The sequence below is a fragment of the Microbacterium foliorum genome, assembly GCF_006385575.1.
GTDB classification, from domain to species: domain Bacteria; phylum Actinomycetota; class Actinomycetes; order Actinomycetales; family Microbacteriaceae; genus Microbacterium; species Microbacterium foliorum_B.
Genome location: NZ_CP041040.1, coordinates 645,785 through 667,735 on the forward strand (window position 1 = coordinate 645,785; position 21,951 = coordinate 667,735).

Here is a 21,951-nt window from a genome sequence, read left to right on the forward strand (position 1 = left end):
GGTCGTTGAGCGAGACGACGAAGTCGACTGAGACGAAACGTCGCGACCCCTTCAGCGGAGCCTGCCCCGTTTCGCCTCGGGCCGCTTCGCGGGCCTCGCTCAACGATCGGTACGGCGATTCGTGACTACCCGCTGAACCCGTTATGCTTGCAAGGTGCATCCGATCTTCACGGAGCGGATGCCTGGAGACGTCGCATAGTCCGGCCGAGTGCACCACCCTGCTAAGGTGGAGTCCCCTCACGGGGACCAGGGGTTCAAATCCCCTCGTCTCCGCAGTATCAACACCCGATGAGAATCGGTTTCTCGGGTCTGTGTCTATCCGCCGTACGAGCCGTCGAGAACTTCGACAGTGCTCTGCGAATCGGGATACTTCACGCGGGTCGAGACCTCGTTCTGACCGAGATCGACGCAGATCGACGAGATGCTGTCGAGATGCTCATTGAACGAGTTGAGGTCCTCGGGGAGGATGACGGTCGGCGTCTTACGTTCGGGCGCGTCATCTCCGGCGGCTGCGATGGCGTTCTTCAGGTCGCCGTCGGGCAGAGAGATGCCCTCGCGGAGGTGATCGCCGGCTGTCGCCAGAGCCGTCGGATCTGCGGAGATCATGCTCGCGTTGGCCTGCTCCGCCACCGTGTCGACCCACGAGCACGCCGAGTCGTTGAGCGTCGTCGTCGTCTCATCGTCCATCTGTGGCATGGCGACGAGGCTAGCGAACGTGATGTCGATTCTTGCCTTCTGCCGGCGGTAGCCGATCTGATCGACGACGATGACCGCGGTGCCCGATGCCTCAGCGGCGCTGACGGTCTCACATCGGCGTTATCCGAAAGTGAGCAGAACGTTCGCTCGGCGTAACAGCGACTCGTCTCTCCGCGAAACACCGGTTCCCTACGTTCGGACTACGGACAGAGGAGGGCTCGTGATCGCTCGAAGCAGCACATCGGCAGATGTCGTGGTGGTCGGTGCAGGCATGGTCGCGCATCGTTTCGTCGAGAGTCTGCTCCGGTCCGAGGGCGATACGCGCTCCGTCACCCTGATCGGCGAGGAAGCACGAGCGCCCTACGACCGCGTCGGGCTGTCCTCATACTTCGCGGGTGCCAGCGCCGAAGACCTCGAGCTCGACGCCGGCGTCCTCGCCGACGACCGAGTGCGCTTCATCCGAGACGACCGGGTCATCAGCATCGATCGCAGCGCGCGGTCGGTGCGCACGCGGTCAGGCGCGATCCATGCGTACGGCACGCTCGTGCTCGCGACGGGTTCGTATGCACTGCGCCCGGCGATCGACGGGGCGAAACTCCCCGGGTGCTTCGTGTATCGGACGATCGACGACCTCGCGGCGATCCGTGATTTCGTCGCACACCGAGAGGTGCAGCTCGGGCGCCCGCTTCGCGGCACGGTCATCGGCGGCGGTCTGCTCGGACTCGAAGCAGCCGGGGCGCTGCAGGGACTCGACGTCGGGTGCACCGTCGTGCAGTCCTCCGACCGGCTCATGTCCGCGCAGCTCGACCTGGCGGGCGGAACGGTGCTCCGGCGCCTCATCGAATCGAAGGGGATCTCGGTCCGAACCGGGACGCGGACGACACGCCTGGACCCGGATGCATCCGGGGCGGTCGCGACACTGCAGTTCCAGGACGGCACCATGCACGACACAGACATCGTGATCTTCACGGTCGGCGTTCGTCCGCAGGATTCGCTCGCGAGGCTCGCTCAGCTCGACGTGCATCCGTCCGGCGGTGTGCTGATCGATTCCCGGTGCCGCACCGCCGATGAGCACATCCTCGCGATCGGTGAGGTCGCCAACTACGACGGGCGCTCGGTCGGCCTCGTCGCCCCGGGGTACGCGATGGCAGAGGTGGCGGCGACCCGACTGCTCGGGGGCGATGCGACGTTCCCCGGGTACGACGAATCGGCCAAGCTCAAGCTCTCGGGTGTCGACGTCGCGAGTTTCGGCGACGCGATGGCCGTCACCCCGAATGCGCTCGACGTGGTCTACACCGACCCGGTGAGCGGCGTCTACAAGAAGCTCGTCCTCTCCGACGACGCGAAGACGCTGCTCGGTGGCATCCTCGTCGGCGACGCCTCGGCCTACGGGTCGCTGCGTCCGCTGGTGGGCGCACCGCTGGGTGCCGACCCCGCCGCCTATCTGCTGCCCGAGGCCGGTGCCGCCCTCCCCGACAACGAACTCCCAGACGACGCGGTCGTCTGTTCCTGCTCGAACGTGACCGCCGGGCGTATCCGCGGCGCCGTCCACGCGGAGGGCTGCGCGGATGCCGCAGCCGTGAAGGCATGTACCAAGGCGGGCGCCACGTGCGGATCGTGCATCTTCGCCGTGAAGAAGATCGTCGGGCAGGAGATGACCAAGCTCGGGCAGACGACCTCCGATGCGTTGTGCGAGCACTTCACGATGTCACGCCGGCAGCTCTTCGACGCTGTGCGGGTGTCGGAGCTCTCGACTTTCAGTGCGATCATCGGGCGCTTCGGCACCGGGCGTGGCTGCGACATCTGCAAGCCTGCGCTGGCCAGCATCCTCGCCGTGCTGGTCGGAGCGCATGTCCTCGACGGTGAGAACGCTTCGCTGCAGGACACCAACGATCACGTGATGGCCAACATGCAGAAGGACGGCACCTATTCGGTGGTGCCGAGGATGCCGGGTGGTGAGGTCACGCCGGCGGGTCTCATCGCGATCGGCAACATCGCCGAGTCGTACGGCCTCTACACGAAGATCACGGGCGGACAGCGCATCGACATGTTCGGTGCCCGTCTCGAGCAGTTGCCGCAGATCTGGCAGCGACTGGTCGACGCCGGCTTCGAGTCGGGACAGGCGTACGGCAAGGCGCTGCGAACGGTGAAGTCATGCGTCGGCTCGACCTGGTGTCGGTACGGAGTGCTGGACGCGGTGGGGATGGCGGTGCGGCTGGAGCTGCGCTACCGCGGGCTGCGAGCGCCGCACAAGCTCAAAGTGGGCGTCTCCGGGTGCGCACGGGAATGCGCGGAGGCTCGTTCGAAGGACGTCGGAGTGATCGCGACCGAGACGGGCTGGAACATGTACGTCGGCGGCAACGGCGGGTTCTCGCCGAGGCACGCCGAGCTTCTCGCTTCTGGTCTCGACGACGAAGGGCTGATCCGCGCGATCGACCGCTTCTTCATGTACTACATCCGCACGGCGGATCGTCTGCAGCGCACGGCCGGGTGGTGCGCAGAGCTCGACGGCGGGCTGGACGGACTGCGGTCGGTGATCTTCGACGACGACCTCGGCATCTGCGATGACCTCGACACGGCGATGGCCGTGCACGTCGATCGGTACGAGGACGAATGGGCCGCGACCCTGCGGGACCCGGTGAAGCTCCGGCGGTTCGAGTCGTTCGTGAACGCGACGGACACCCCCGACCCCTCCCTCGCCTACGTGCCGGAACGAGGCCAGGTGCGCCCGGCCACGGCGGAGGAGCGCAGCGACGGTTCGGTGTTGATCGCGGGCACGACGCTGGAGGTGCGGCGGTGACCACCACCGGCAGTCGGGTTCGAGTGTGCGCCGTCAGTGATCTGGAGATCGAGCGCGGCAGGGCTGCGCTCTTCGGGACGGTCCAGGTCGCACTCTTCCTGCTGGCGGACGCCTCGGTGCACGCCGTGTCGAATCTCGACCCGTACAGCGGTGCGCACGTCATGTCGCGCGGCATCGTCGGCAGCCGGGGCGAGGCGGCGACCCTCGCGTCGCCGATGCACAAGCAGGTGTTCGATCTGCGCACGGGCGAATGCCTCGAGACGCAGGGCAGGGAACCCGCTTCGCTGCGGGTGTGGAGCGTGACCGTCGTCGACGGTCACGTCGAGCTCGACATCGAGGAGATGCGATGACCGTGATGCTGGGTGTCAATCTGACCGGACGCGACGTGCTGCTCGTGGGCGGAGGTGCGGTGGCCGCGAAGCGGCTCCGTCGCTTCCTCGCCGAGGGCGCGAGTGTGCGGATCGTCGCACCGGCGCTGCACGAGGACACTGTGCGGCTCGTCGAGAGTCACGGAGTCGCCTGGCAGGGTCGGGAGTTCCGCGCGGCGGACCTCGCGGGCGCGTGGCTGGTGCACACCGCGACCGGCGACGTCCACGTGGATCGCGCGGTCGGCGAGCAGTGCGAGCTGCAGCGGGTCCTCTGCATCAACGCCTCGGACGGCGCACACGGATCGGCCCGGTTGACTGCCCAGGCGGAAGTCGGCGACGTCACGGTCGCGGTCACCAGCACCGTCGGCGCGGATCCTCGCCGCTCCATGGCCGTGCGCGATGCGATCATCGCTCTGGTCGGTGACGGCCGACTTCCGCTCCGGCGCCGGCGGGGCGCGCACAGCGGCCGGGTCGACCTGGTCGGTGGCGGTCCTGGTCCCGCGGATCTGATGACCGTGCGCGCGCGGAGACTGATCGCGGAGGCGGATGTGCTCGTCACCGATCGACTCGGACCGGCAGCCGAGATCGTGCAGGGACTCGACCCCGATGTCGAGGTGATCGACGTGGGCAAGCAGCCGGGGCGCCACCCGGTCCCGCAGGAGGAAATCAACCGGATCATCGTCGAGCGCGCCGCTGCCGGTTTGCGGGTGGTGCGTCTCAAGGGCGGCGACCCGTTCGTCTTCGGGCGCGGGGGCGAGGAGATGCTCGCGTGCCTCGCTGCAGGTGTCCCGGTCGACGTCACCCCGGGGATCACGAGCGCGATCGCGGTGCCGCAGTCGGCCGGCATCCCGGTCACGCATCGCGGCACGGCAGCCGCCTTCCACGTCGTGAACGGGCAGGGCGGGCTCGGGCCGGGTACCTTGGAGGCCATGGCTGATGCGACGGTGACGACGGTCGTCCTGATGGGCGTCGCAGCTCTCGGACGTCTGGTGGAATCCGCGATCGCGCACGGCGTTCCGAAGGACCGTCCGGTCGCATTCGTGGAGAGCGGGCACACGCCGCAGCAGCGCACGACGCGCACGACCCTGGGACGTGCCGTCGAGGACGCCCTCGCCGTCGGGCTGCGCAATCCCGCCGTGATCGTGATCGGAGAGGTCGCGAGCGAGCGCCTGCTGCTGCCCTCGCCGTCGACCATCGGGGCTGCTCTGGCGTGACGACCCGTGCCCCCCTCTCGCCGGCTCTGGCCGGATGCACGATCGTCGTGGCCGCAGACAGGCGCGCGGGCGACCTCGTCACCGCGCTCGAACGCCGCGGGGGGCAGGTCTACCGTGCGCCGGCGTTGAGCATCATCCCGAACGAAGACGATGAGGATCTGCTCGCCTGCACCCGGGATCTGATCGCGGATCCGCCGGACATCGTGATCGTGACGACGGGTGTCGGGTTCCGCGGCTGGATCGACGCAGCGCACGAGAACGATCTGGCAGAAGAGTTGTCGACCGCGCTCACAGATGCCCAGTTCGTCGCTCGGGGGCCGAAGGCGCACGGCGCGATCCAGCAGGCGGGGTTCGCAGCCGACTGGGTTGCGGAGTCCGAGACCTCGGCGGAGGTGGGGGAGTACCTCACGGCTGAAGGCGTCGCCGGGCGTCGCATCGCGATCCAGCACCACGGTGCGGGTGCCGACGGACTCGACGCGTTGCTCGCCGACCTCGGCGCCGATGTCGTGAGCATCACGGTCTACCGCTGGGGGCCGCCGCCCGACCCGCAGATCGTGCACCGCTCCGTGGTGCAGGCCGGCTCCGGCGAGGTCGACGCCGTGCTCTTCACCTCCGCGCCGGGTGCAGCCGAGTGGGTCAGGGCCGCGATCCGCGCTGACACGCTCGACGCGATCCGCCGACGCGCGGAGACACGACGTCTGCTGCTCGCAGCCGTCGGCCCCATCACGGCGACACCATTGCGCAGTGCTGGGCTGCACACCACTCTCGCCACGCGCGGAAGGCTCGGTTCGCTGGTTCGCTGCGTCGTCGACCACTACGCCTCCGGAGCAGCCCCGCAGCGGCGAACGGCTGCGGGCATCATGGAGATGCGCAGCCGCGGCGTGCTGCTCGATGGGCGCTTCGTGCCGCTCTCGCGTGCCGGCTCCAGCATCCTCAGCGAACTCTTCGATGCTGCGGGCCGGGTGGTCTCGAGGGAAGAGCTCGGGCTCGTGTTGCCGCGGGGCGGCGAGAACGCGCACGCCGTCGAGATGGCGGTCGCGCGGCTCCGTGAGGCGCTCGGTGGAGCGACCGCCATCCAGACGGTCGTGAAGCGCGGGTATCGGCTCACCATGGAGGACACCGAATGACCACACTCGTCGCTTGCTCTCACGGCACGGACTCACCGGCGGGCCGGCGCACGGTCGAGGCGCTCGTCGACCTCGTGCGGCTGCGGATACCGGACTCTCGGGTCGTCCAGGCGTTCGTCGACGTGCAGGAGCCCACGGTGCTCGATGTGATCGAGCAGGAGCGGGTGCTCGACGACGTCGTCGTGGTGCCGCTGCTGCTGTCGGTCGGCTTCCACACGGCCGTCGACATCGCCGACGCCGTGCGGCCGCACGACAACGTCCGGCAGGGGGAGCCGTTGGGCACCCACCCGCTGATCGCCGAGGTGCTGGCCACCCGTCTGCGTGCGGCCGTCGAGGGCATGTGGCTCCCTGGCGACCACGTCGTGCTCGCTGCCGCCGGTTCGAGCAATCCGGCAGCCGTCGCCGATGTCACTGCGGCGTCGGAGCACCTCGCTCGCCTCATCCCCGCCCCGATCACGATCGGATACGCCTCGGCGATCGATCCGAAGATCGGGGAGGCCGTCGCCGCCGCACGGCGAGACGGGGCGACACGGGTGATCGCGGCGAGCCACGTCCTGGCTCCCGGATACTTCGCCGGACTCGTGGAGAAGTCCGGCGCGGACCGGGTGTCCGCGCCCCTCGGTGCCGACGTGCGGATAGCGGACGTCATCATCGATCGATTCCGCTCCGCCTGACGGGCGTGCGAAGCGCCGGGCACGGCGAACGGGGAAGAGGGCGGATGCCGCAGCATCCGCCCTCTTCCCCTCGGTGTCAGACGCGCGAGGGCTCGAGCTCCGAGCCGGCCTCCTTGCGGGTCGCCGAGGTGGTGTCGACGGGTGCTTCGGCCACGACGGAGCGCGCCCGGCGCAGAGCAGCGCGGGCTTCGCGGGCCTTCCGAGCCTTCGGGCGTCCGTGCGTGAAGTAGATCGGCAGCCCGACGAACACGAGACCCCCGACGAGGTTGCCGACCACGGTGGGCAGCTCGTTCCAGACGATGTAGTCCCACACCGTGAAGTCGGCGCCCATCAGCAGGCCGGACGGGAACAGGAACATGTTGACGATGGAGTGCTCGAAGCCCATGTAGAAGAACAGCATGATCGGCAGCCACATCGCGACGATCTTGCCGATCGTGCTGTCCGAGACCATCGCCAGCACGACGCCCGTCGACACCATCCAGTTGCAGAGCACGCCACGGATGAACAGAGTCAGCATCCCGGCTGCGCCATGGTCGGCGTACCCGACCGTGCGACCGTGTCCGATCTCGCTGATCGCCTCGCCGACGGCGCTCGGCGCGGTCGAGAAACCGTAGGTGAAGTAGATCGCCATCAGGATCGCCACGAGGAAGGCGCCGCCGAAATTGCCGAGGAAGACGAGGCCCCAATTGCGCATGAGTGACCCGAACGTCGCTCCGGGGCGGCGGTCGAGCACGGCGAGCGGCCCGAGAGTGAAGACTCCGGTGAGCAGGTCGTACCCGAGCAGATAGAGCATCACGAACCCGACCGGGAAGAGCACTGCGCCCAGGAGCGGCTGACCGGTCTGCGTCGAGACCGTGACGGCGAAGGCCGCGGCGATCGTCAGCAGGGCGGCGCCCATGAAGGCGCGGATGAGGGTGTCGCGAGTGGACAGCTGCAGTTTGTATGCGCCGGCGTCGACCATGCGGGTGGCGAGCTCGGCGGGCTTGATGTATGACACATGACCTCCACGGGACGGGAGCACGGATGCTCAGCTGAATCGAGCATGGACGAGCGGCGTTTCCGGCGAGCACACGCGACGTTACGTCTGTGGAGCGAACGCCTCACTTCATCGATCCGGCGGTGTGAGATGTGCAGCCCCAGGCGAGCTGCTCCGTAGTGGATTTCCTGGTCAGATGCTCATTCTGCGTCCTGTGCGGCGATGGCATCCGCGAGGTACGACGCCGTCGTGCTTCCGCTCGCCGAGACGACGTGACGCGGAGTCCCCTCGGCCACGACCGTCCCGCCGAGGTCTCCGGCGCCGGGACCCATGTCGATCACCCAGTCGGCTTGAGCCACCACGCGCATGTCGTGCTCGACCATCACGACCGTGTTGCCGGCATCCACCAGATGCTGAAGATGCACGAGCAGTCGATCGCTGTCGGACGGATGCAGTCCCGAGGTGGGCTCGTCGAGCAGGTACAGAGTGTCGCCGTGCTGGGCGCGCCGAAGCTCGGAGGCCAGCTTCACGCGCTGCGCCTCGCCGCCGGAGAGCTCCGTCGCCGACTGGCCCAGCGGCAGATACCCGAGTCCCACGTCGAGGAGGGCATCGAGGTGTCGCGCGACGTCGGCATCGTCGGCGAAGAGAACCCGCGCGTCGTTCACACTCAGGGCGAGTACGTCGGCGATCGTGTGCCCGTGGAGTTGAATCTCAAGGGTGTCCGGGTTGTAGCGGGTGCCGCCGCACGTGCTGCAGGGCGCATGGACGGTGGGCAGGAAGAGCAGCTCCACCTCGACCGTGCCCTCGCCCTTGCAGGTGGGGCATCGTCCGCTCGGCAGATTGAACGAGAACCGACTCGCGGCATATCGCCGCCGGCGGGCTTCCGGAGTCGCGGCGAACAGAGCGCGGACGCGGTCGAAGAGCCCGGTGTACGTCGCCACGTTCGAGCGCGAGGTGCGGCCGATCGGCTTCTGGCTGACCTGCACGACGCGGCGCACGCGGCCGGCGGGACCGGAAACGCGCCCGGTCGTCTCGGCCATCGGCGAGGAGAACAGCGGATCTGCGGTCGTGCTGCCCTGCTCGTCTCCCGACGCGTCGAGCGTCGAGCTGTCCACCTCGCTGGAGAGGCTCCTCTGCAGCAGATCGGGCAGGGCCTGGGTGACGAGAGACGATTTGCCCGAGCCGGAGACGCCGGTGACAGCGGTGAGGCAGCCGAGGGGGATCGACACCGAGACGCTGCGGAGATTGTTCCGTGAGACATCGGTGAGCACCAGCTCGCCGTCGGGCTCGCGGGATGCGGGTGCAGGTGGCGCCGGCCGTTCGGTGTGCAGATCATCGGCGAACAGGTAGCGCCGGGTCTGGGAGTGCTCCGCCTCTCGGAGCCCGTCGATCGGACCGGAGTAGACGATCTCGCCGCCGGTGGCTCCCGCGCCGGGGCCGATGTCGACGATCCAGTCCGCGTGCCGGATCACATCGAGGGAATGCTCGACGAAGAAGACCGTGTTGCCCGAGTCCCTGAGCGAGCGGAGGATGCGCACGAGTGCTTCGCCATCGGCGGGATGGAGTCCGGCAGACGGCTCGTCGAGCACGAACATGACCCCGAACAGCTGAGAGAGCACCTGGGTCGCGAGCCGCATGCGTTGCAGCTCCCCCGACGAGAGGGTGGGGGTCGAACGATCGAGCGAGAGGTAGCCCAGACCGAGCTCGATGATGGGAGAGAGCCGATCGCGCAGCTCGTCGACCAGCCGGTGCGCCGCGAGTTGCTTCTCGGGCGAGAGTGCCCCGCCGTCGGATTCGCCGCCCGACCCGCCGTCGGACGTGTCGAGGGCGGTCTCGAGCAGAGCCTCGAGGTCGGCCAGCGGCAGCGCGGCCATCTCCGTGATGTCGAGACCGGCGAACGTCACGGCGAGCGCTTCGGGCTTCAGCCGGCGTCCGTCGCACATCGGGCAGCGGACGCTGACCATGAAGCTCGCCGCCTTCTCGCGCATCTTCGCGCTCTTCGAGTGGGCGAAGGTGTTGAGCACGTACTGCTTCACGCCGACGAACGTGCTCATGTACGACGGTTCGATGCCGGCGGCTACGGCCTTGCGCACCTGCGCCGGACCGCGGTCGGTGAACACCGGAACCTGCGGGGACTCCTCGGTGTACAGCACCCACTGGCGCTGCTCCTCGGGCAGATCGCGCCACGGGATGTCGATGTCGTAGCCGAGGGAGACCAGGCTGTCGATGAGCTGCTTGCCGTGCCACGCCCTCGGCCAGGCGTCGAGGGCACGGTCGCGGATCGACAACGACTCGTCGGGGACCATGAGGTGCTCGGGCACGTCGTACACCTGCCCGATCCCGTGGCACTGCGGGCAGGCGCCCTGGACGGTGTTCGCGGAGAAGTCCTCGGCGAACAACGGTTCCGCCCCGGGCGGGTATGTGCCGACGCGCGAGAACAGCATGCGCACGACGTTGCCGATCGACGTGGCGCTGCCGACGGTCGATCGAGCGCTGCCGGCGGTGCGCTGCTGGGGGAGGGCGACAGCAGGGGGCAGTCCTTCGATGGCGTCGACGTCGGGGATGTCGACCTGGCTCATCAGGCGCCTCGCATAGGGCGCCACCGACTCGAAGTACCGACGCTGGGCTTCGGCGTAGAGGGTGCCGAACGCGAGGGAGCTCTTTCCCGAGCCCGAGACGCCCGTGAAGGCGACGAGCGCGTCGCGGGGTATCGCGACGTCGACGTCGCGCAGATTGTGCACACGTGCGCCGGTCACGACGATGGCGTTCGACGTGCCCGAAAGCTTCAACCGTGGGGTCCCGTCCATCATGGACCTCTTCTCGTATCTCGCGGTCAGCGGGGATGAACGCGCAATGGGGATGATTGCGACGATCGCCGACCCTGCGCCACGCTACCTCGCCCATCCGACTTCGTGGGTGTCCTTGACAGCGGTCGGTCGATCGGGAAGAGGGCGGGGCAGGATCAGTCGAGTCCGACGAAGGCATGTCGGATCATGACGGCGGCGGCGCAGCGGATCCACGGCCATCCGCCAGAAAGCACTATCCTGAAGGCCTTCCCCCGCCTGCATAGGAGCATCGTTCATGCCCATCGCCGCTGATGATCCCCGCCTGACGCACGCCTACGAGGCCGCGTCCAGCCGCTACACCGACGTGCCGTTCCAGCGCGCGGGCTCGAGCGGCGTCCAGCTGCCGAAGGTGTCGCTGGGCCTCTGGCAGAACTTCGGACGCGATCGCTCGTTCGACAGCCAGCGCGAGATCGTGCTGCACGCGTTCGACCGCGGGGTCGTGCACATCGACCTCGCCAACAACTACGGCCCGCCCTACGGATCGGCCGAGTCGACGTTCGGCGCGGTGCTCGACAGCGGCCTGGCGCGCTACCGCGACGAGCTGTTCGTCACGACCAAGGCCGGCTATGACATGTGGCCGGGGCCGTTCGGCGACGGCGGCTCGCGCAAGTACCTCACGCGCTCTCTCGAGCAGAGCCTGCAGCGCATGAACACCGACTACGTCGACGTGTTCTACTCGCACCGACCCGATCCTGAGACGCCGCTCGAGGAGACGGTGACGGCGCTCGTCGACATCGTGCGCAGCGGAAAGGCGCTCTACGTCGGCATCTCGAACTACCCGGCGGAGCTCGCCCGTCAGGCCTATGAGCTGCTGGTAGACCAGGGAGTGAGGCTGCTGCTGCACCAGCCCCGGTACTCGCTGTTCGACCGCACTCCCGAGGCCGAGCTGTTCCCGGCGCTGCGCGGGCTGAAGGTCGGCAGCGCAGTGTTCTCTCCGCTCGCTCAGGGGCTGCTCACCGGCAAGTACATCGACGGCGACGTCCCCGCCGACTCGCGCGCGGCGAACAGCCATTTCCTCAACGGATCGGCCCTCACCGACAGCTACCTCGAGCGCATTCGCGGCATCGACGGCGTGGCGAAGGAGGCGGGGCTGTCGATCCCGCAGCTCGCCGTGGCGTGGGTGCTGCGCGACCCGGTGGTGACGACCGCGATCATCGGAGCCTCGCGCACCGGCCAGATCGACGACGCCGTGGCTGCGAGCCAGGTCGAGCTGTCGGATGACGTCATCGCCGCTCTCGAGGAGTTCGCCGCCGCACCCGGCACCAGCGTGGTCTGAACACGCTCCGCGATCGGGATTCCATGCTGACGTCCTGCCCTGCACGCGCTGTCGGGCGGGCCTCCTCGGACTTTTCTGAGGCCGTCGCGTAATATTCCGGGCGCCAGCGGGTCTGGTTAGTGGAAGCCCCTGCGAACGGGAGCATCCGCAACGGATCCCGAGGAGCTTCAGATGACCATCGCCCACGCCGAGCTACGGACGCACCAGTGGAGTCATCGCAGCCCCGTTCCGCTGCCCGAACTCGCCTTCCAGCACATCCTTGCGGCGATCCTGCGGGGTGAGTACGTGTCTGGCGACCGGCTCGACACTGCGCGCTTCGCGCAGGAACTGCACATGTCGCTGAACCCGATCCGCGAAGCGATCATCCGGCTCAGGGACATCGGATTGGTGGAGGTCACGCCGGCCCGGTACACCAAGGTCGCCGACTTCAGCGCCGCCGATTCCTGCGCTGCCCTCAGCTATGCCGGCGTCCTCGCCGGCACGGCGCTCCGCAGGGCGCTGCCGACGACCAGCGAGGGAGTGCGCTCAGAACTCGCAGCCCATGCCGAACAGATCGGCGACGCTGACGGCGCCGTCAGCCGCAACGCCGCGGTGATCGGGTTGCTCACCGCCGTGGCCGACCTCATCGAGCATCCTCGGCAGGCGATCCACCTCGTCGAGGCCACGATCCTGGTGCAGTGCGCCCTGCAGTTCTCCGGGGTCACCCGCGGTGACGGCGTGACGCAGGTGCGATCCGCCGCGACCGAAGCCGTCGCGCACGCGATGCGCGCCGCAGACCCGGACGCGGCTGAGTCAGCCGTCCGCGCACTCTTCGAGAACCTCGTCTAGTCCACGGTCTCCGTCTCGAGATCAGGGTGCTTCGCCCCCTCGATTCGGAGCCGCCTGACTGACCCGTCGATAGAGTCGATGCATGGCTGCGACGAAGGTGTTGTTCATCGGTGGAACCGGAATCATCTCCTCGGCGGCGAGTGCGCTCGCCGCATCCCGAGGCATGGAGGTGACGCTGCTGAACCGCGGGCACTCGCGTCGGGAGCCCGCGGAGGGCGTCGAGGTGCTGACGGCCGACATCACGGATGCTGCCGCGGTCGACGCCGCGCTCGCCGGGCGTGAGTTCGACGTCGTCGCCGACATGATCGCGTTCACGCCCGATCAGGTGCAGCGCGACATCGACCGCTTCGAGGGCCGCACGGGGCAGTACGTCTTCATCAGCTCGGCATCCGCATACCAGAAGCCGGTCGCGCGTCTGCCGATCACCGAGTCGACGCCGCTGCGCAACCCGCACTGGCAGTACTCGCGAGACAAGATCGCGTGTGAAGATCTGCTCACCGCCGCCTATCGCGAGCGTGGATTCCCGGTCACGGTGCTGCGCCCCTCGCACACCTATGACAGATGGACGATCCCGGCCTTCGGTGGATGGACGGCGATCGACCGCATCCGCCGTGGCGAGGAGATCATCGTGCACGGAGACGGCACGTCTCTGTGGACCCTCACCCACTCGAGCGACTTCGCGGTCGGGTTCGCCGGCCTGCTCGGAAATCCGCTCGCCTATGGCGACACGTTCCAGATCACCAGCGACTTCGTCTACACGTGGAACGAGATCTACTCGATCCTCGGGCATGCTGCGGGTGCGGAGCCGAAGATCCGTTACGCGACGAGCGCGGCGATCGAGGATGCTGCGCCCGAGCGCGCCGGTCAGCTCACGGGCGACATGGCGCACTCGGTCGTGTTCGACAACACGAAGATCCGCCGGGTCGTGCCCGACTTCAACCCGGTGGTGCCTCTGCACACGGCGGCGCGAGAGATCATCGAGTGGCACGACGCGAACCCCGACCTGCAGCGCGTCGACCCCGCCGTGAACGCCCTGTTCGACGGCCTGCTCGCCTGACGCAGGATCAGCCGGCGGCGAGCACGGCGAGCACGTTGCCTGCCGGGTCTGTGAACCAGGCGATATCGGGCCCGCGATCGGGGCCGCCCCGAAGGATGCCTTTGTCGTCGGTGTCGAACTCCGAGTCGTCGTAGATCTTCGTCAGGACTCCGCGCCCGTTGAGCTCATCGACCGCGGCGTCGATGTCGTCCACCGGGAAGTTGAGGATCGTGAAGCTCGCGGGCTCATGATTCGGCTTGGCGTAGACGAGGATCGACCCGCCGTCGGGCAGGCTGATGTCGAGAAACCCCATGGCGTTCGTTGTGACGTTCATGCCCAGGGTGTCGCCGTAGAAGGAGCGGGCGGCGTCGATGTCGTCGACGCTGAATCCGCTGAACGCGTGTGCTGTCTGAAAGGCGGTCATGCGTTCAGCATGCGCCGCTCGCCGCGAGGTGTCCAGACCCCTATGGGTGCACCTGGTTGACGAGACCGTCGCCGGCGAGCAGGCGGGTGACGTTGTCATCGAGCAGGCGTGCCGCACCCACGGGCCGGTTGCCGGCGATGTGCGGGGTGATGAGCAGGTTCGGTGCGTCCCACAGCGGATCGGATGCCGCGAGTGGCTCGGACTTCGCGACGTCGATCGCCGCGGCGCGCAGCTGCCCTGACTCGAGCGCTGCGATCAAGGCGCCCTCATCGACCGTCGCACCCCGGCCGACGTTCACGAACACGGCGCCGTTCTTGAGTGCTGCGAACACCCCGGCATCGAACAGATCCGTGGTCTCGGCGGTGGCGGGCAGGATCGACACCAGCACGTCGGTGTCTGACAGCACGTCGGCCGCATCGGCATCCGCATGCACCTCGAAGCCCGACCGCTCGCCGGCGGTGCGCGCGATGCCCTGCACCTCGGCGCCGAGTGCGGTGAGCGATGGCGCGAGCGTCGAAGCGATCGATCCGAAGCCCCAGATGGTCACGCGAGCACCGGAGAGCGTGTGCAGCGTGCGGGTCCCGGCAGCGCTCTGCTCGTCGTTGAACTCCTCGTCCCAGCGGTGCTCGCGCTGGGCATCGCGCAGCCGGTCGAGTCGGCGCACCGCGCTCAGGATCAGCGCCAGGGCGTGCTCGGCGACGGGACCGTCGTGCAGCGAGCGACCCGAGCAGATGCGCACGTCCGCCGCGAACCCGGCGTTCAGAACGGCGTCAGCTCCCGAGGCGAGCGCCTGCACCAGCTGCAGCCGGGGGAGTGTTCGGGCTGCGTCCTGCAGCCACGACGACGAGTTGTGCCAGACGACCAGCACCTCGGCGTCGCGGTGCTCCTCGGGGATGTCCGCGTCGATGTCGTAGACGACGGTGTCGACGTCGGCGGTCAGCGGCAGCTCGATGGTGTTCGGGATCAGGATCTTCATGTGCGTCTCCAGTTCACGGCGGTCAGCGGGGGGATTCGGTCGACTCGCGCCAGATCACGGTGAGCAGGTCGTCGGGTTTGGTCGGCGGCTCTCCACCTCGCACGGCGGCGATGAGGCGGTGCATCGAGTAGGCCCCCAGTCTCTCGCGGTCCTGCGAGACGCTGGTGAGCGAGGGCACGAGGAACGCGCTCTGGGGGTGGTCGTCCCACCCGGTCACGGCGACGTCGTCTGGCAGCTTCCATCCGCGCCTGGTCGCCGCGCGGATGGCGCCCGTCGCGACGACGTCGTTCGCCGCTATCACCGCGAGGGGCGGTGCGTCCGAGGAGAGCCCCTCGACGGCGGCCTCACCCGAGCGACCGCTCCAGTCGCCGTCGATCACGCCGATCGACTCGAGGCCGAGTCGTGCCACGGCATCGAGGTATGCCCGCCGTCGAGACTGCGCGGAGGGGAAATCTGGCGGGCCGGCGATATGCAGGAACCGCCGATGGCCTTGCGCCGCGAGGCGTTCGATCATCTCGGCGACGGGCCGCGCGTCTGTCAACGCCCCGGCCATGTGCATCGCGTCGTCGAATTCGCCGACGGAGACGACGACGGTGCCGAGCGTCGGCTCGTCAGCTGTGTCGCCTGTGGCCCTGTCTGCGGTCGCGGCGCCCGGGAGCGGAGTGAACGACAGGATCCCCTCGTACTGCCCCGAGTCCCTGACTTCGGCGAAGCGCGCCTCTCGCTCGTCAGGTTCCTGCGGCAGGCTCACCACCTCGACGACGTACCCCTCGTCTCGTGCGGCCGAGATCGCACCCGACAGCAGGGTGAGCGGGTTCATCGTTGCGATCGGCACCACGACCGCGAGTCGCCCGGTGCGGTGGGTGCGCATGGATCGGGCGGCGAGATTCGGTCGGTAGTTCAGCTCGGCCGCAGCCCGCAGCACCTTCTCGCGGGTGGCCTCCGAGATTCCGGCGCGCCCCGTGAAGACGAAGGACACCGTCGACTGCGACACTCCGGCGAGGTGTGCGACGTCATGGCTCGTTGGCCGTTTCTCCATGGCATCCGTCCTCTCGGGGGTTGACGTGACCGGTGCGCTTCTCGATAGTATCTACTACGTCTTAGTAATACGTAGTAATACCTCATCGAGGAGGCAACGAATGCTCAGGATCGGCATCATCGGCACCGGCGGGATCGCCGACGCGCACATCAGCGGATACCTCGCGTTCCCCGACGAGTGCGAGGTGGTGGCGCTCGCCGACGTGATCACGGGCCGGGCGGCGCAGAAGGCCGAGGCCTTCGGGCTCACGGATGCGGCGGCATTCGACGATCCGCTCGAGATGATCGCCCGCGGCGGCCTCGACATCGTGAGCATCGCGACCCCTCCGTCGACGCACGCGTCGCTGGCGATCGCCGCCCTCGACGCGGGGATCCACGTGCTCGTCGAGAAGCCGATGGCACCCTCTCTCGAAGAGTGCGATGCGATGCTGGCCGCCCAGGAGCGCTCGGGCAGACTGCTCTCGGTCGTCGCACAGAACCGGTTCCGCGACGACCTCGCCGCTCTGAAAGACGTCGTCGACTCAGGTCTGCTCGGCTCGATCTCGCACGTGCGCGTCGACTCGGCGTGGTGGCGCGGACTGCCCTACTACGACCTCTGGTGGCGCGGCACGTGGGAGAAGGAGGGAGGCGGATGCACACTGAATCACGCCATCCACCACATCGACCTGCTGCTGTGGCTGCTGGGGAGTCCGACCGAGATCACCGCCATGCTCGCCAACGCGCAGCACGACAACGCCGAGGTGGAGGATCTCTCGGTTGCGATCTTCCGGTACGACCGCGGGCTCGCCCAGCTGACCAGCTCGGTGGTGCATCACGGTGAGGAGCAGGCGATCGTGATCCAGGGCGCGGATGCGCGGGTGTCGCAGCCGTTCTCCGTCGTCGCAGAGCAGTCCAGACGCGACGGATTCCCCGAAGACGGGGGAGCGCCCGATGTCGTGGCGCGCATCGAGGCTCTCGTCGCCGGCCGCACGCCGCTCGCGCACCTCGGCCACGAGGGTCAGATCGGCGATCTGATGGCGGCGATCCGCGACAGCCGCCCGCCGATCGCCGGGGGTCACGACGGCCGCAACGCGGTCGAGGTGGTCACCGCCATCTACAAAGCGGGGTTCGAGCGCCAGCTCGTATCACTGCCGATCGCGGCGTCGGACCCGTACTACCGAGCCGGGCAGCTCGTGGCGCACGCTCCGCACTTCTTCGAGAAGACCTCGTCGCTGGTGGAGGCGGCATCGTGACCGCATCCTCGTTCCCGGGGGGCACCTCGCTGTCGCATCTCGACGTCTACACTGACCCCGCGCCCGACGGCATCTGCGGCGGCAGCCCCCACATGCACCTCGTCTCGACCGAGGCCTACGTCGTGATCTCAGGTGACGGCGCCCTGCAGACGATCGACGGCGACGGATTCCGTGAGACGCCGCTGTCTGCCGGGTCGGTCGTGTGGTTCACCCCCGGCACCATCCACCGCGCCGTGAACCGCGGCGAGCTGCGAGTCGTCGTGCTGATGAGCAACGCCGGGCTCCCGGAGGCGGGCGATGCGGTGCTGACCTTCCCCGCCGACGTCGTGAACGACCCTGACGCGTATGCCGCAGCGGTGTCACTCGGAGACGACCCCGCCGAACGCGCGGCACGAGCCGGACGGCGACGCGACCTCGCGGTGACGGGGTTCGAGTCGCTGCGGGATGCCGTGGCCGCCGGCGACCGCACCGCGCTCGCCGCATTCCACACCGCTGCCGCAGCGCTCGTGCGCGACCGAGCCCAGACATGGCCCGACCTGGTGCGAGAGCGACCGCTGGCGCAGGCCGAGCACTCGCTCGCGCTCGCCGAAGCCGTCGCATCCGGCTCTGTGACCCACCTGGCCGAGGCCCGCGTGCACCGGGCCGTACCCTCGGTGGGAGAGCGCGGATTCGGCATGTGCGGACGCCTGCGCACCTATGACGTGAACGATGATGACGTGAACGATGAGGAGACCTCGCGATGACCCGCACCTACACCTTCGATGCGCTGCCGGAGCCGGTCGTGGGCCCCGGTGAGTTCGTGTTCGCCGCGGTGGGGCTCGACCACGGCCACATCGTCGGAATGGTCGAGCAGCTCATCGATGCGGGCGCCACTCTGTCGCTCGTCCACGACCCGGACCCTGCGAAGCTCGCCGACTTCGTCGAGCGGTTCCCGCAGGCGCGGGCGGCCGCCAGCGAGCAGGAGGTGCTCGACGACCCGCATGTGCGACTCGTCGCGAGCGCCTCGATCGCCAACCAGCGGGCTCGGCTCGGTGTCCGCGTGCTCGACGCCGGCAAGGACTTCTTCGCCGACAAGCCCGCGATCACGACGATGGACGACCTCACCGCGGCCCGCGAGGCCGTCGCTCGCACCGGGCAGAAGTTCGCCGTCTACTACGGCGAGCGGGTGCATTCCGAGGCGGCGATCCTCGCCGGCCAGCTGATCGACCAGGGCGCGATCGGAACCGTGCTGCAGGTCGCATCGTTCGGCCCTCATCGCATCGGCACCGGACGCCCCGACTGGTTCTACGACCCCGAGCAGTACGGCGGGATCATCTGCGACATCGGCAGTCACAACTTCGAGCAGATGCTCTATTACACGGGTGCGACCGCCGGGGAGGTCGTCAGCTCGACGGTCGCGAACTACGCGCACCGTGAGACTCCGGGGCTGCAGGACTTCGGCGACGCCCACGTGGTGCTCGACAACGGCACGACCGGGTACGTGCGCGTGGACTGGTTCACCCCGGCAGGGCTCGACGTCTTCGGCGACGGGCGCACCGTGCTGCTCGGCACCGACGGCTACATCGAGCTGCGCAAGTACACCGACATCACGACCGACAACGGCGGCGGTCAGGTGCTGCTCGTCAACCAGGACGGACAGTTCCGGTTCGACGCGACGGGCAAGACGGGGTTCCCGTTCTTCGGTCAGCTGATCCGCGATTGCCTCGACCGCACCGAGCACGCGATGACGCAGCAGCACGCCTTCACCGCGGCCGAGCTGAGCATCATCGCGCAGCGCGACGCTCGGGTGCTCGCCGGCTGACGGCTTCCGCCTTCGGCATCCGCCTCCACCTCGCTCATCACCTCTTCGGGAGGAGGACTGCGCTTCGGGAGGACGGATGCCGTGCATCGCTCCTCCCGAAGCGCAGATCCCCTCCCGAGGGCATGTGTGTCCGGGGCGCGCGCGAACTCAGCCGACGATCAGGGCAGCCTGGCGCGCAGCGCCCAGCGCCACGTACTCACCGGGCTCCGGCACCTCCACGGGAAGGCCGAGGATCTCGGGCGCGATGCGGCGCACGGACTCCGACTGCGCGCCGCCGCCGATCAGCAGGGCTCGTTCGAGAGGGATGCCGAGGTCGCGCAGCGCATCGAGACCGGCGCCGAGTCCGCTCAGCATCCCTTCGACGGCAGCGCGGGCCAGGTTCTCCCTGGTCGTGGATGCCAGTGTCATGCCCGAGAGGGATGCCGTGGCATCCGGCAGGTTGGGTGTGCGCTCTCCCTCGAAGTAGGGGAGCAGAGTGAGGCCGTCGGCGCCCGGCGATGCCTGCAGGGCGAGATCGCTGAACTCGCCGTGCGTGACTCCGAGCAGCGCCGCCGTCACATCGACGACCCGGGCTGCGTTGAGCGTCGCCACGAGGGGGAGGAAGTTGCCCGAGGCATCGGCGAACCCGGCAACGGTGCCGCTCTCATCGCTCAGCGGGGTGGTGCTGATCGCACACACCGTGCCGGACGTGCCGATCGACACGACCGCGTCGCCGGGTACGGCACCGAGGCCGAGCGCCGCGGCGGCGTTGTCTCCCGCCCCCGCGCCGACTCGCCGGCCTTCGGCATCCGTCACGAACTCGTCGTGCGCGAGCACCCGCGGCAGGATCGCATCGTGCCCCAGGGCGGCGACCAGCAGGTCGCGGTCGTACTCGCCCGTCGACGGGTTCCAGTAGCCCGTGCCCGAGGCATCCGACCGATCGGTCACCAACTCGTCGAGCATCGGATTCTCGGGGCCGAAGCCGCGCAGGCGCCACGTCAGCCAGTCGTGCGGCAGGGCGACCGCGGCGACCCGCGCCGCGTTCTCGGGCTCGTGATCGCGAAGCCAGCGCAGCTTCGTGATCGTGAACGAGGCCACCGGAACGAGCCCGGTGCGCACGGCCAGCTCGGACGCTCCGAACTCGGCGATGAGATCCTGCGCGGCACCCGCCGACCGGGTGTCGTTCCACAGCAGCGCATCGCGGATGACCCGACCGGACTCATCGAGCGCGACGAGTCCGTGCTGCTGGCCGCCGATCGACCACGCGGCGATGTCGTCGAGCGACCCCGCCTCGGTGATCGCCGCGTCGAGAGCGCGCCACCAGGCTTCGGGGTCGACCGACGTCCCGTCGGGGTGCGACGCGCGACCGGAGCGGATGACCGCTCCGGTCGCCGTGTCGACGACGACGGTCTTGCACGACTGGGTCGACGAGTCGACCCCGAGAACCAGCGGCATGCCGATCAGCGAGCGCCGAGCAGGTGCTCGGTCGCGAGCTGCTGCAGACGGACGAAGCCGAAGCCCTTGCCGCCGAAGTAGGAGTTCGCGTCGAAGTCCTCGTAGGCCGAGCGGTCGGCGAGGAAGTCGTCGTAGCTCTCTCCGGGGTTCAGGGTCGGCGTCGAGAGCTCGTCGACGCGGGCTGCCGCGAGAGCCTCCTGCACCTCGGGGTCGGCGCGGAATGCCGCTGCGCGCTCCTTGAGCAGCAGGTACGTGCGCATGTTGGCTGCGGCCGACTCCCAAACGCCCTTCTCGTCTTCCGTGCGGCTCGGCTTGTAGTCGAAGTGACGGGGGCCGTCGTAGGCCGGGACGCCACCAGGGCCGCCGTTCTCGAGCAGATCCACGAGCGAGAAGGCGTTGTGCAGGTCGCCGTGACCGAAGACGAGGTCCTGGTCGTACTTGATGCCGCGCTGACCGTTGAGGTCGATGTGGAAGAGCTTGCCGTGGAACAGTGCCTGCGCGATGCCCGCGGTGAAGTTGAGCCCGGCCATCTGCTCGTGCCCCACCTCGGGGTTCACGCCGACGAGTTCGGGACGCTCGAGCGAGTCGATGAAGGCGATCGCGTGGCCGAGGGTCGGCAGCAGGATGTCGCCGCGCGGCTCGTTGGGCTTCGGCTCGATCGCGAAGCGGATGTCGTAGCCCTTGTCGGTCACGTAGTCGCCGAGCAGGTTCACGGCCTCGCGGTAGCGCTCGAGCGCCTGGCGGATGTCCTTCGCGGAGTCGTACTCGGCGCCCTCGCGGCCACCCCACATGACGAAGGTCTTGGCGCCGAGCTCTGCGCCGAGGTCGAGCTGACGGAACACCTTGCGCAGCGCGTAGCGACGCACGTCGCGGTCGTTCGAGGTGAAGCCGCCGTCCTTGAAGATCGGCGCGCTGAAGAGGTTGGTGGTGACCATCGGCACGACCAGGCCGGTGTCGGCGAGTGCGCCCTTCAGGCGGTCGATCTGCGTCTGGCGTTCGGCGTCCGTCGAGCCGAAGGCGAACAGGTCGTCGTCGTGGAAGGTCAGGCCGTAGGCGCCGAGCTCGGCGAGCTTCTCGACGGCGTGCACCACGTCGAGGGCCGGTCGGGTCGGGCCGCCGAACGGGTCGGCTCCGTTGTAGCCGACGGTCCACAGACCGAAGGAGAACTTGTCGTCACGGGTGGGAGTGGGCATGTCTGCTCCTGT

The 21,951-nt window shown here is 68.6% G+C and carries 19 protein-coding genes and 1 tRNA gene; 12 read left to right on the forward strand and 8 right to left on the reverse strand.

What is annotated here, in order from left to right; translation table 11 throughout:
- Positions 1 to 184 precede the first annotated feature (184 nt).
- Positions 185 to 273: transfer RNA gene (locus tag FIV50_RS03150), tRNA-Ser, on the forward strand.
- 42 nt (positions 274 to 315) lie between these two features.
- Here the strand turns inward: FIV50_RS03150 and FIV50_RS03155 are convergent.
- Positions 316 to 696, reverse strand: coding sequence for a hypothetical protein (locus tag FIV50_RS03155; protein ID WP_140036152.1), 381 nt, complete (start codon positions 694 to 696; stop codon positions 316 to 318).
- Positions 697 to 916: 220 nt separating this feature from the next.
- Between FIV50_RS03155 and nirB the strand changes: the two genes are divergently transcribed.
- Genes nirB through FIV50_RS03180 form a run of 5 tightly spaced genes read left to right on the forward strand, consistent with a single transcriptional unit; the run spans position 917 to position 6,879 of the window.
- Complete coding sequence (nirB, locus tag FIV50_RS03160; RefSeq protein WP_258184390.1) at positions 917 to 3,496, forward strand: nitrite reductase large subunit NirB; 2,580 nt, start codon at positions 917 to 919, stop codon at positions 3,494 to 3,496.
- Positions 3,493 to 3,846 (forward strand): nitrite reductase small subunit NirD, encoded by a 354-nt coding sequence (gene nirD, locus FIV50_RS03165; protein ID WP_140036154.1) that lies wholly within the window; start codon positions 3,493 to 3,495, stop codon positions 3,844 to 3,846. The genes nirB and nirD overlap by 4 nt, the downstream gene beginning before the upstream one ends.
- A complete protein-coding gene (gene cobA, locus FIV50_RS03170) occupies positions 3,843 to 5,078 on the forward strand; it encodes a uroporphyrinogen-III C-methyltransferase (protein ID WP_140036155.1) in 1,236 nt (411 codons plus the stop codon). The genes nirD and cobA overlap by 4 nt, the downstream gene beginning before the upstream one ends.
- Complete coding sequence (locus tag FIV50_RS03175; RefSeq protein ID WP_140036156.1) at positions 5,075 to 6,205, forward strand: uroporphyrinogen-III synthase; 1,131 nt, start codon at positions 5,075 to 5,077, stop codon at positions 6,203 to 6,205. Before cobA ends, FIV50_RS03175 begins: the two co-directional genes overlap by 4 nt.
- Positions 6,202 to 6,879: a sirohydrochlorin chelatase gene (locus FIV50_RS03180; RefSeq protein ID WP_140036157.1), complete on the forward strand. Its 678-nt coding sequence runs from the start codon at positions 6,202 to 6,204 to the stop codon at positions 6,877 to 6,879. The genes FIV50_RS03175 and FIV50_RS03180 overlap by 4 nt, the downstream gene beginning before the upstream one ends.
- A 76-nt stretch (positions 6,880 to 6,955) precedes the next feature.
- Here the strand turns inward: FIV50_RS03180 and FIV50_RS03185 are convergent, their stop codons facing one another.
- Both FIV50_RS03185 and FIV50_RS03190 read right to left on the reverse strand, forming a co-directional pair.
- A complete protein-coding gene (locus FIV50_RS03185) occupies positions 6,956 to 7,876 on the reverse strand; it encodes a formate/nitrite transporter family protein (protein ID WP_140036158.1) in 921 nt (306 codons plus the stop codon).
- Positions 7,877 to 8,055: 179 nt separating this feature from the next.
- Positions 8,056 to 10,665 (reverse strand): excinuclease ABC subunit UvrA, encoded by a 2,610-nt coding sequence (locus FIV50_RS03190; RefSeq protein ID WP_181164324.1) that lies wholly within the window; start codon positions 10,663 to 10,665, stop codon positions 8,056 to 8,058.
- A 271-nt stretch (positions 10,666 to 10,936) separates the two neighbouring features.
- On the opposite strand from FIV50_RS03190, the gene FIV50_RS03195 reads away from it, so the two are divergent.
- From FIV50_RS03195 to FIV50_RS03205, 3 genes are all read left to right on the forward strand, one after another.
- Positions 10,937 to 11,977 (forward strand): aldo/keto reductase, encoded by a 1,041-nt coding sequence (locus tag FIV50_RS03195; protein ID WP_140036159.1) that lies wholly within the window; start codon positions 10,937 to 10,939, stop codon positions 11,975 to 11,977.
- Positions 11,978 to 12,148: 171 nt separating this feature from the next.
- A complete protein-coding gene (locus FIV50_RS03200) occupies positions 12,149 to 12,805 on the forward strand; it encodes a GntR family transcriptional regulator (protein ID WP_140036160.1) in 657 nt (218 codons plus the stop codon).
- 82 nt (positions 12,806 to 12,887) lie between these two features.
- Positions 12,888 to 13,862 (forward strand): NAD-dependent epimerase/dehydratase family protein, encoded by a 975-nt coding sequence (locus FIV50_RS03205; protein WP_140036161.1) that lies wholly within the window; start codon positions 12,888 to 12,890, stop codon positions 13,860 to 13,862.
- 7 nt (positions 13,863 to 13,869) lie between these two features.
- On the opposite strand, the gene FIV50_RS03210 is transcribed toward FIV50_RS03205, so the two are convergent.
- The 3 genes from FIV50_RS03210 to FIV50_RS03220 are packed head-to-tail and all read right to left on the reverse strand — an operon-like array spanning position 13,870 to position 16,280.
- The gene (locus tag FIV50_RS03210; RefSeq protein WP_140036162.1) at positions 13,870 to 14,265 is read right to left on the reverse strand and encodes a VOC family protein; all 396 of its coding nucleotides are present in this window, start codon (positions 14,263 to 14,265) and stop codon (positions 13,870 to 13,872) included.
- A gap of 40 nt (positions 14,266 to 14,305) precedes the next feature.
- Complete coding sequence (locus FIV50_RS03215) at positions 14,306 to 15,241, reverse strand: NAD(P)-dependent oxidoreductase (protein ID WP_140036163.1); 936 nt, start codon at positions 15,239 to 15,241, stop codon at positions 14,306 to 14,308.
- A gap of 22 nt (positions 15,242 to 15,263) precedes the next feature.
- Complete coding sequence (locus tag FIV50_RS03220) at positions 15,264 to 16,280, reverse strand: LacI family DNA-binding transcriptional regulator (RefSeq protein WP_140036164.1); 1,017 nt, start codon at positions 16,278 to 16,280, stop codon at positions 15,264 to 15,266.
- A 100-nt stretch (positions 16,281 to 16,380) separates the two neighbouring features.
- Here FIV50_RS03220 and FIV50_RS03225 point away from each other — a divergent pair, with 100 nt between their 5' ends.
- The 3 genes from FIV50_RS03225 to FIV50_RS03235 are packed head-to-tail and all read left to right on the forward strand — an operon-like array spanning position 16,381 to position 19,312.
- Complete coding sequence (locus tag FIV50_RS03225) at positions 16,381 to 17,511, forward strand: Gfo/Idh/MocA family protein (RefSeq protein WP_140036165.1); 1,131 nt, start codon at positions 16,381 to 16,383, stop codon at positions 17,509 to 17,511.
- The gene (locus FIV50_RS03230; RefSeq protein ID WP_140036166.1) at positions 17,508 to 18,254 is read left to right on the forward strand and encodes a cupin domain-containing protein; all 747 of its coding nucleotides are present in this window, start codon (positions 17,508 to 17,510) and stop codon (positions 18,252 to 18,254) included. The genes FIV50_RS03225 and FIV50_RS03230 overlap by 4 nt, the downstream gene beginning before the upstream one ends.
- On the forward strand, positions 18,251 to 19,312 hold the full coding sequence (locus FIV50_RS03235; RefSeq protein ID WP_140036167.1) for a Gfo/Idh/MocA family protein: 1,062 nt from the start codon (positions 18,251 to 18,253) through the stop codon (positions 19,310 to 19,312). The genes FIV50_RS03230 and FIV50_RS03235 overlap by 4 nt, the downstream gene beginning before the upstream one ends.
- Positions 19,313 to 19,459: 147 nt before the next feature.
- Here the strand turns inward: FIV50_RS03235 and xylB are convergent, their stop codons facing one another.
- Complete coding sequence (xylB, locus tag FIV50_RS03240; protein WP_140036168.1) at positions 19,460 to 20,746, reverse strand: xylulokinase; 1,287 nt, start codon at positions 20,744 to 20,746, stop codon at positions 19,460 to 19,462.
- A 5-nt stretch (positions 20,747 to 20,751) separates the two neighbouring features.
- On the reverse strand, positions 20,752 to 21,939 hold the full coding sequence (gene xylA / locus FIV50_RS03245) for a xylose isomerase (protein WP_140036169.1): 1,188 nt from the start codon (positions 21,937 to 21,939) through the stop codon (positions 20,752 to 20,754).
- Positions 21,940 to 21,951: the final 12 nt, after the last annotated feature.

Bases quoted from the DNA above. Each gene is read 5' to 3' on its own strand.
- FIV50_RS03155 (WP_140036152.1), bottom strand. From the start codon at position 696: ATGCCACAGATGGACGATGAGACGACGACGACGCTCAACGACTCGGCG.
- cobA (WP_140036155.1), top strand. From the start codon at position 3,843: ATGACCGTGATGCTGGGTGTCAATCTGACCGGACGCGACGTGCTGCTC.
- FIV50_RS03180 (WP_140036157.1), top strand. From the start codon at position 6,202: ATGACCACACTCGTCGCTTGCTCTCACGGCACGGACTCACCGGCGGGC.
- FIV50_RS03190 (WP_181164324.1), bottom strand. From the start codon at position 10,665: ATGATGGACGGGACCCCACGGTTGAAGCTTTCGGGCACGTCGAACGCC.
- FIV50_RS03195 (WP_140036159.1), top strand. From the start codon at position 10,937: ATGCCCATCGCCGCTGATGATCCCCGCCTGACGCACGCCTACGAGGCC.
- FIV50_RS03200 (WP_140036160.1), top strand. From the start codon at position 12,149: ATGACCATCGCCCACGCCGAGCTACGGACGCACCAGTGGAGTCATCGC.
- FIV50_RS03205 (WP_140036161.1), top strand. From the start codon at position 12,888: ATGGCTGCGACGAAGGTGTTGTTCATCGGTGGAACCGGAATCATCTCC.
- FIV50_RS03210 (WP_140036162.1), bottom strand. From the start codon at position 14,265: ATGACCGCCTTTCAGACAGCACACGCGTTCAGCGGATTCAGCGTCGAC.
- FIV50_RS03215 (WP_140036163.1), bottom strand. From the start codon at position 15,241: ATGAAGATCCTGATCCCGAACACCATCGAGCTGCCGCTGACCGCCGAC.
- FIV50_RS03220 (WP_140036164.1), bottom strand. From the start codon at position 16,280: ATGGAGAAACGGCCAACGAGCCATGACGTCGCACACCTCGCCGGAGTG.
- FIV50_RS03225 (WP_140036165.1), top strand. From the start codon at position 16,381: ATGCTCAGGATCGGCATCATCGGCACCGGCGGGATCGCCGACGCGCAC.
- FIV50_RS03235 (WP_140036167.1), top strand. From the start codon at position 18,251: ATGACCCGCACCTACACCTTCGATGCGCTGCCGGAGCCGGTCGTGGGC.
- xylB (WP_140036168.1), bottom strand. From the start codon at position 20,746: ATGCCGCTGGTTCTCGGGGTCGACTCGTCGACCCAGTCGTGCAAGACC.
- xylA (WP_140036169.1), bottom strand. From the start codon at position 21,939: ATGCCCACTCCCACCCGTGACGACAAGTTCTCCTTCGGTCTGTGGACC.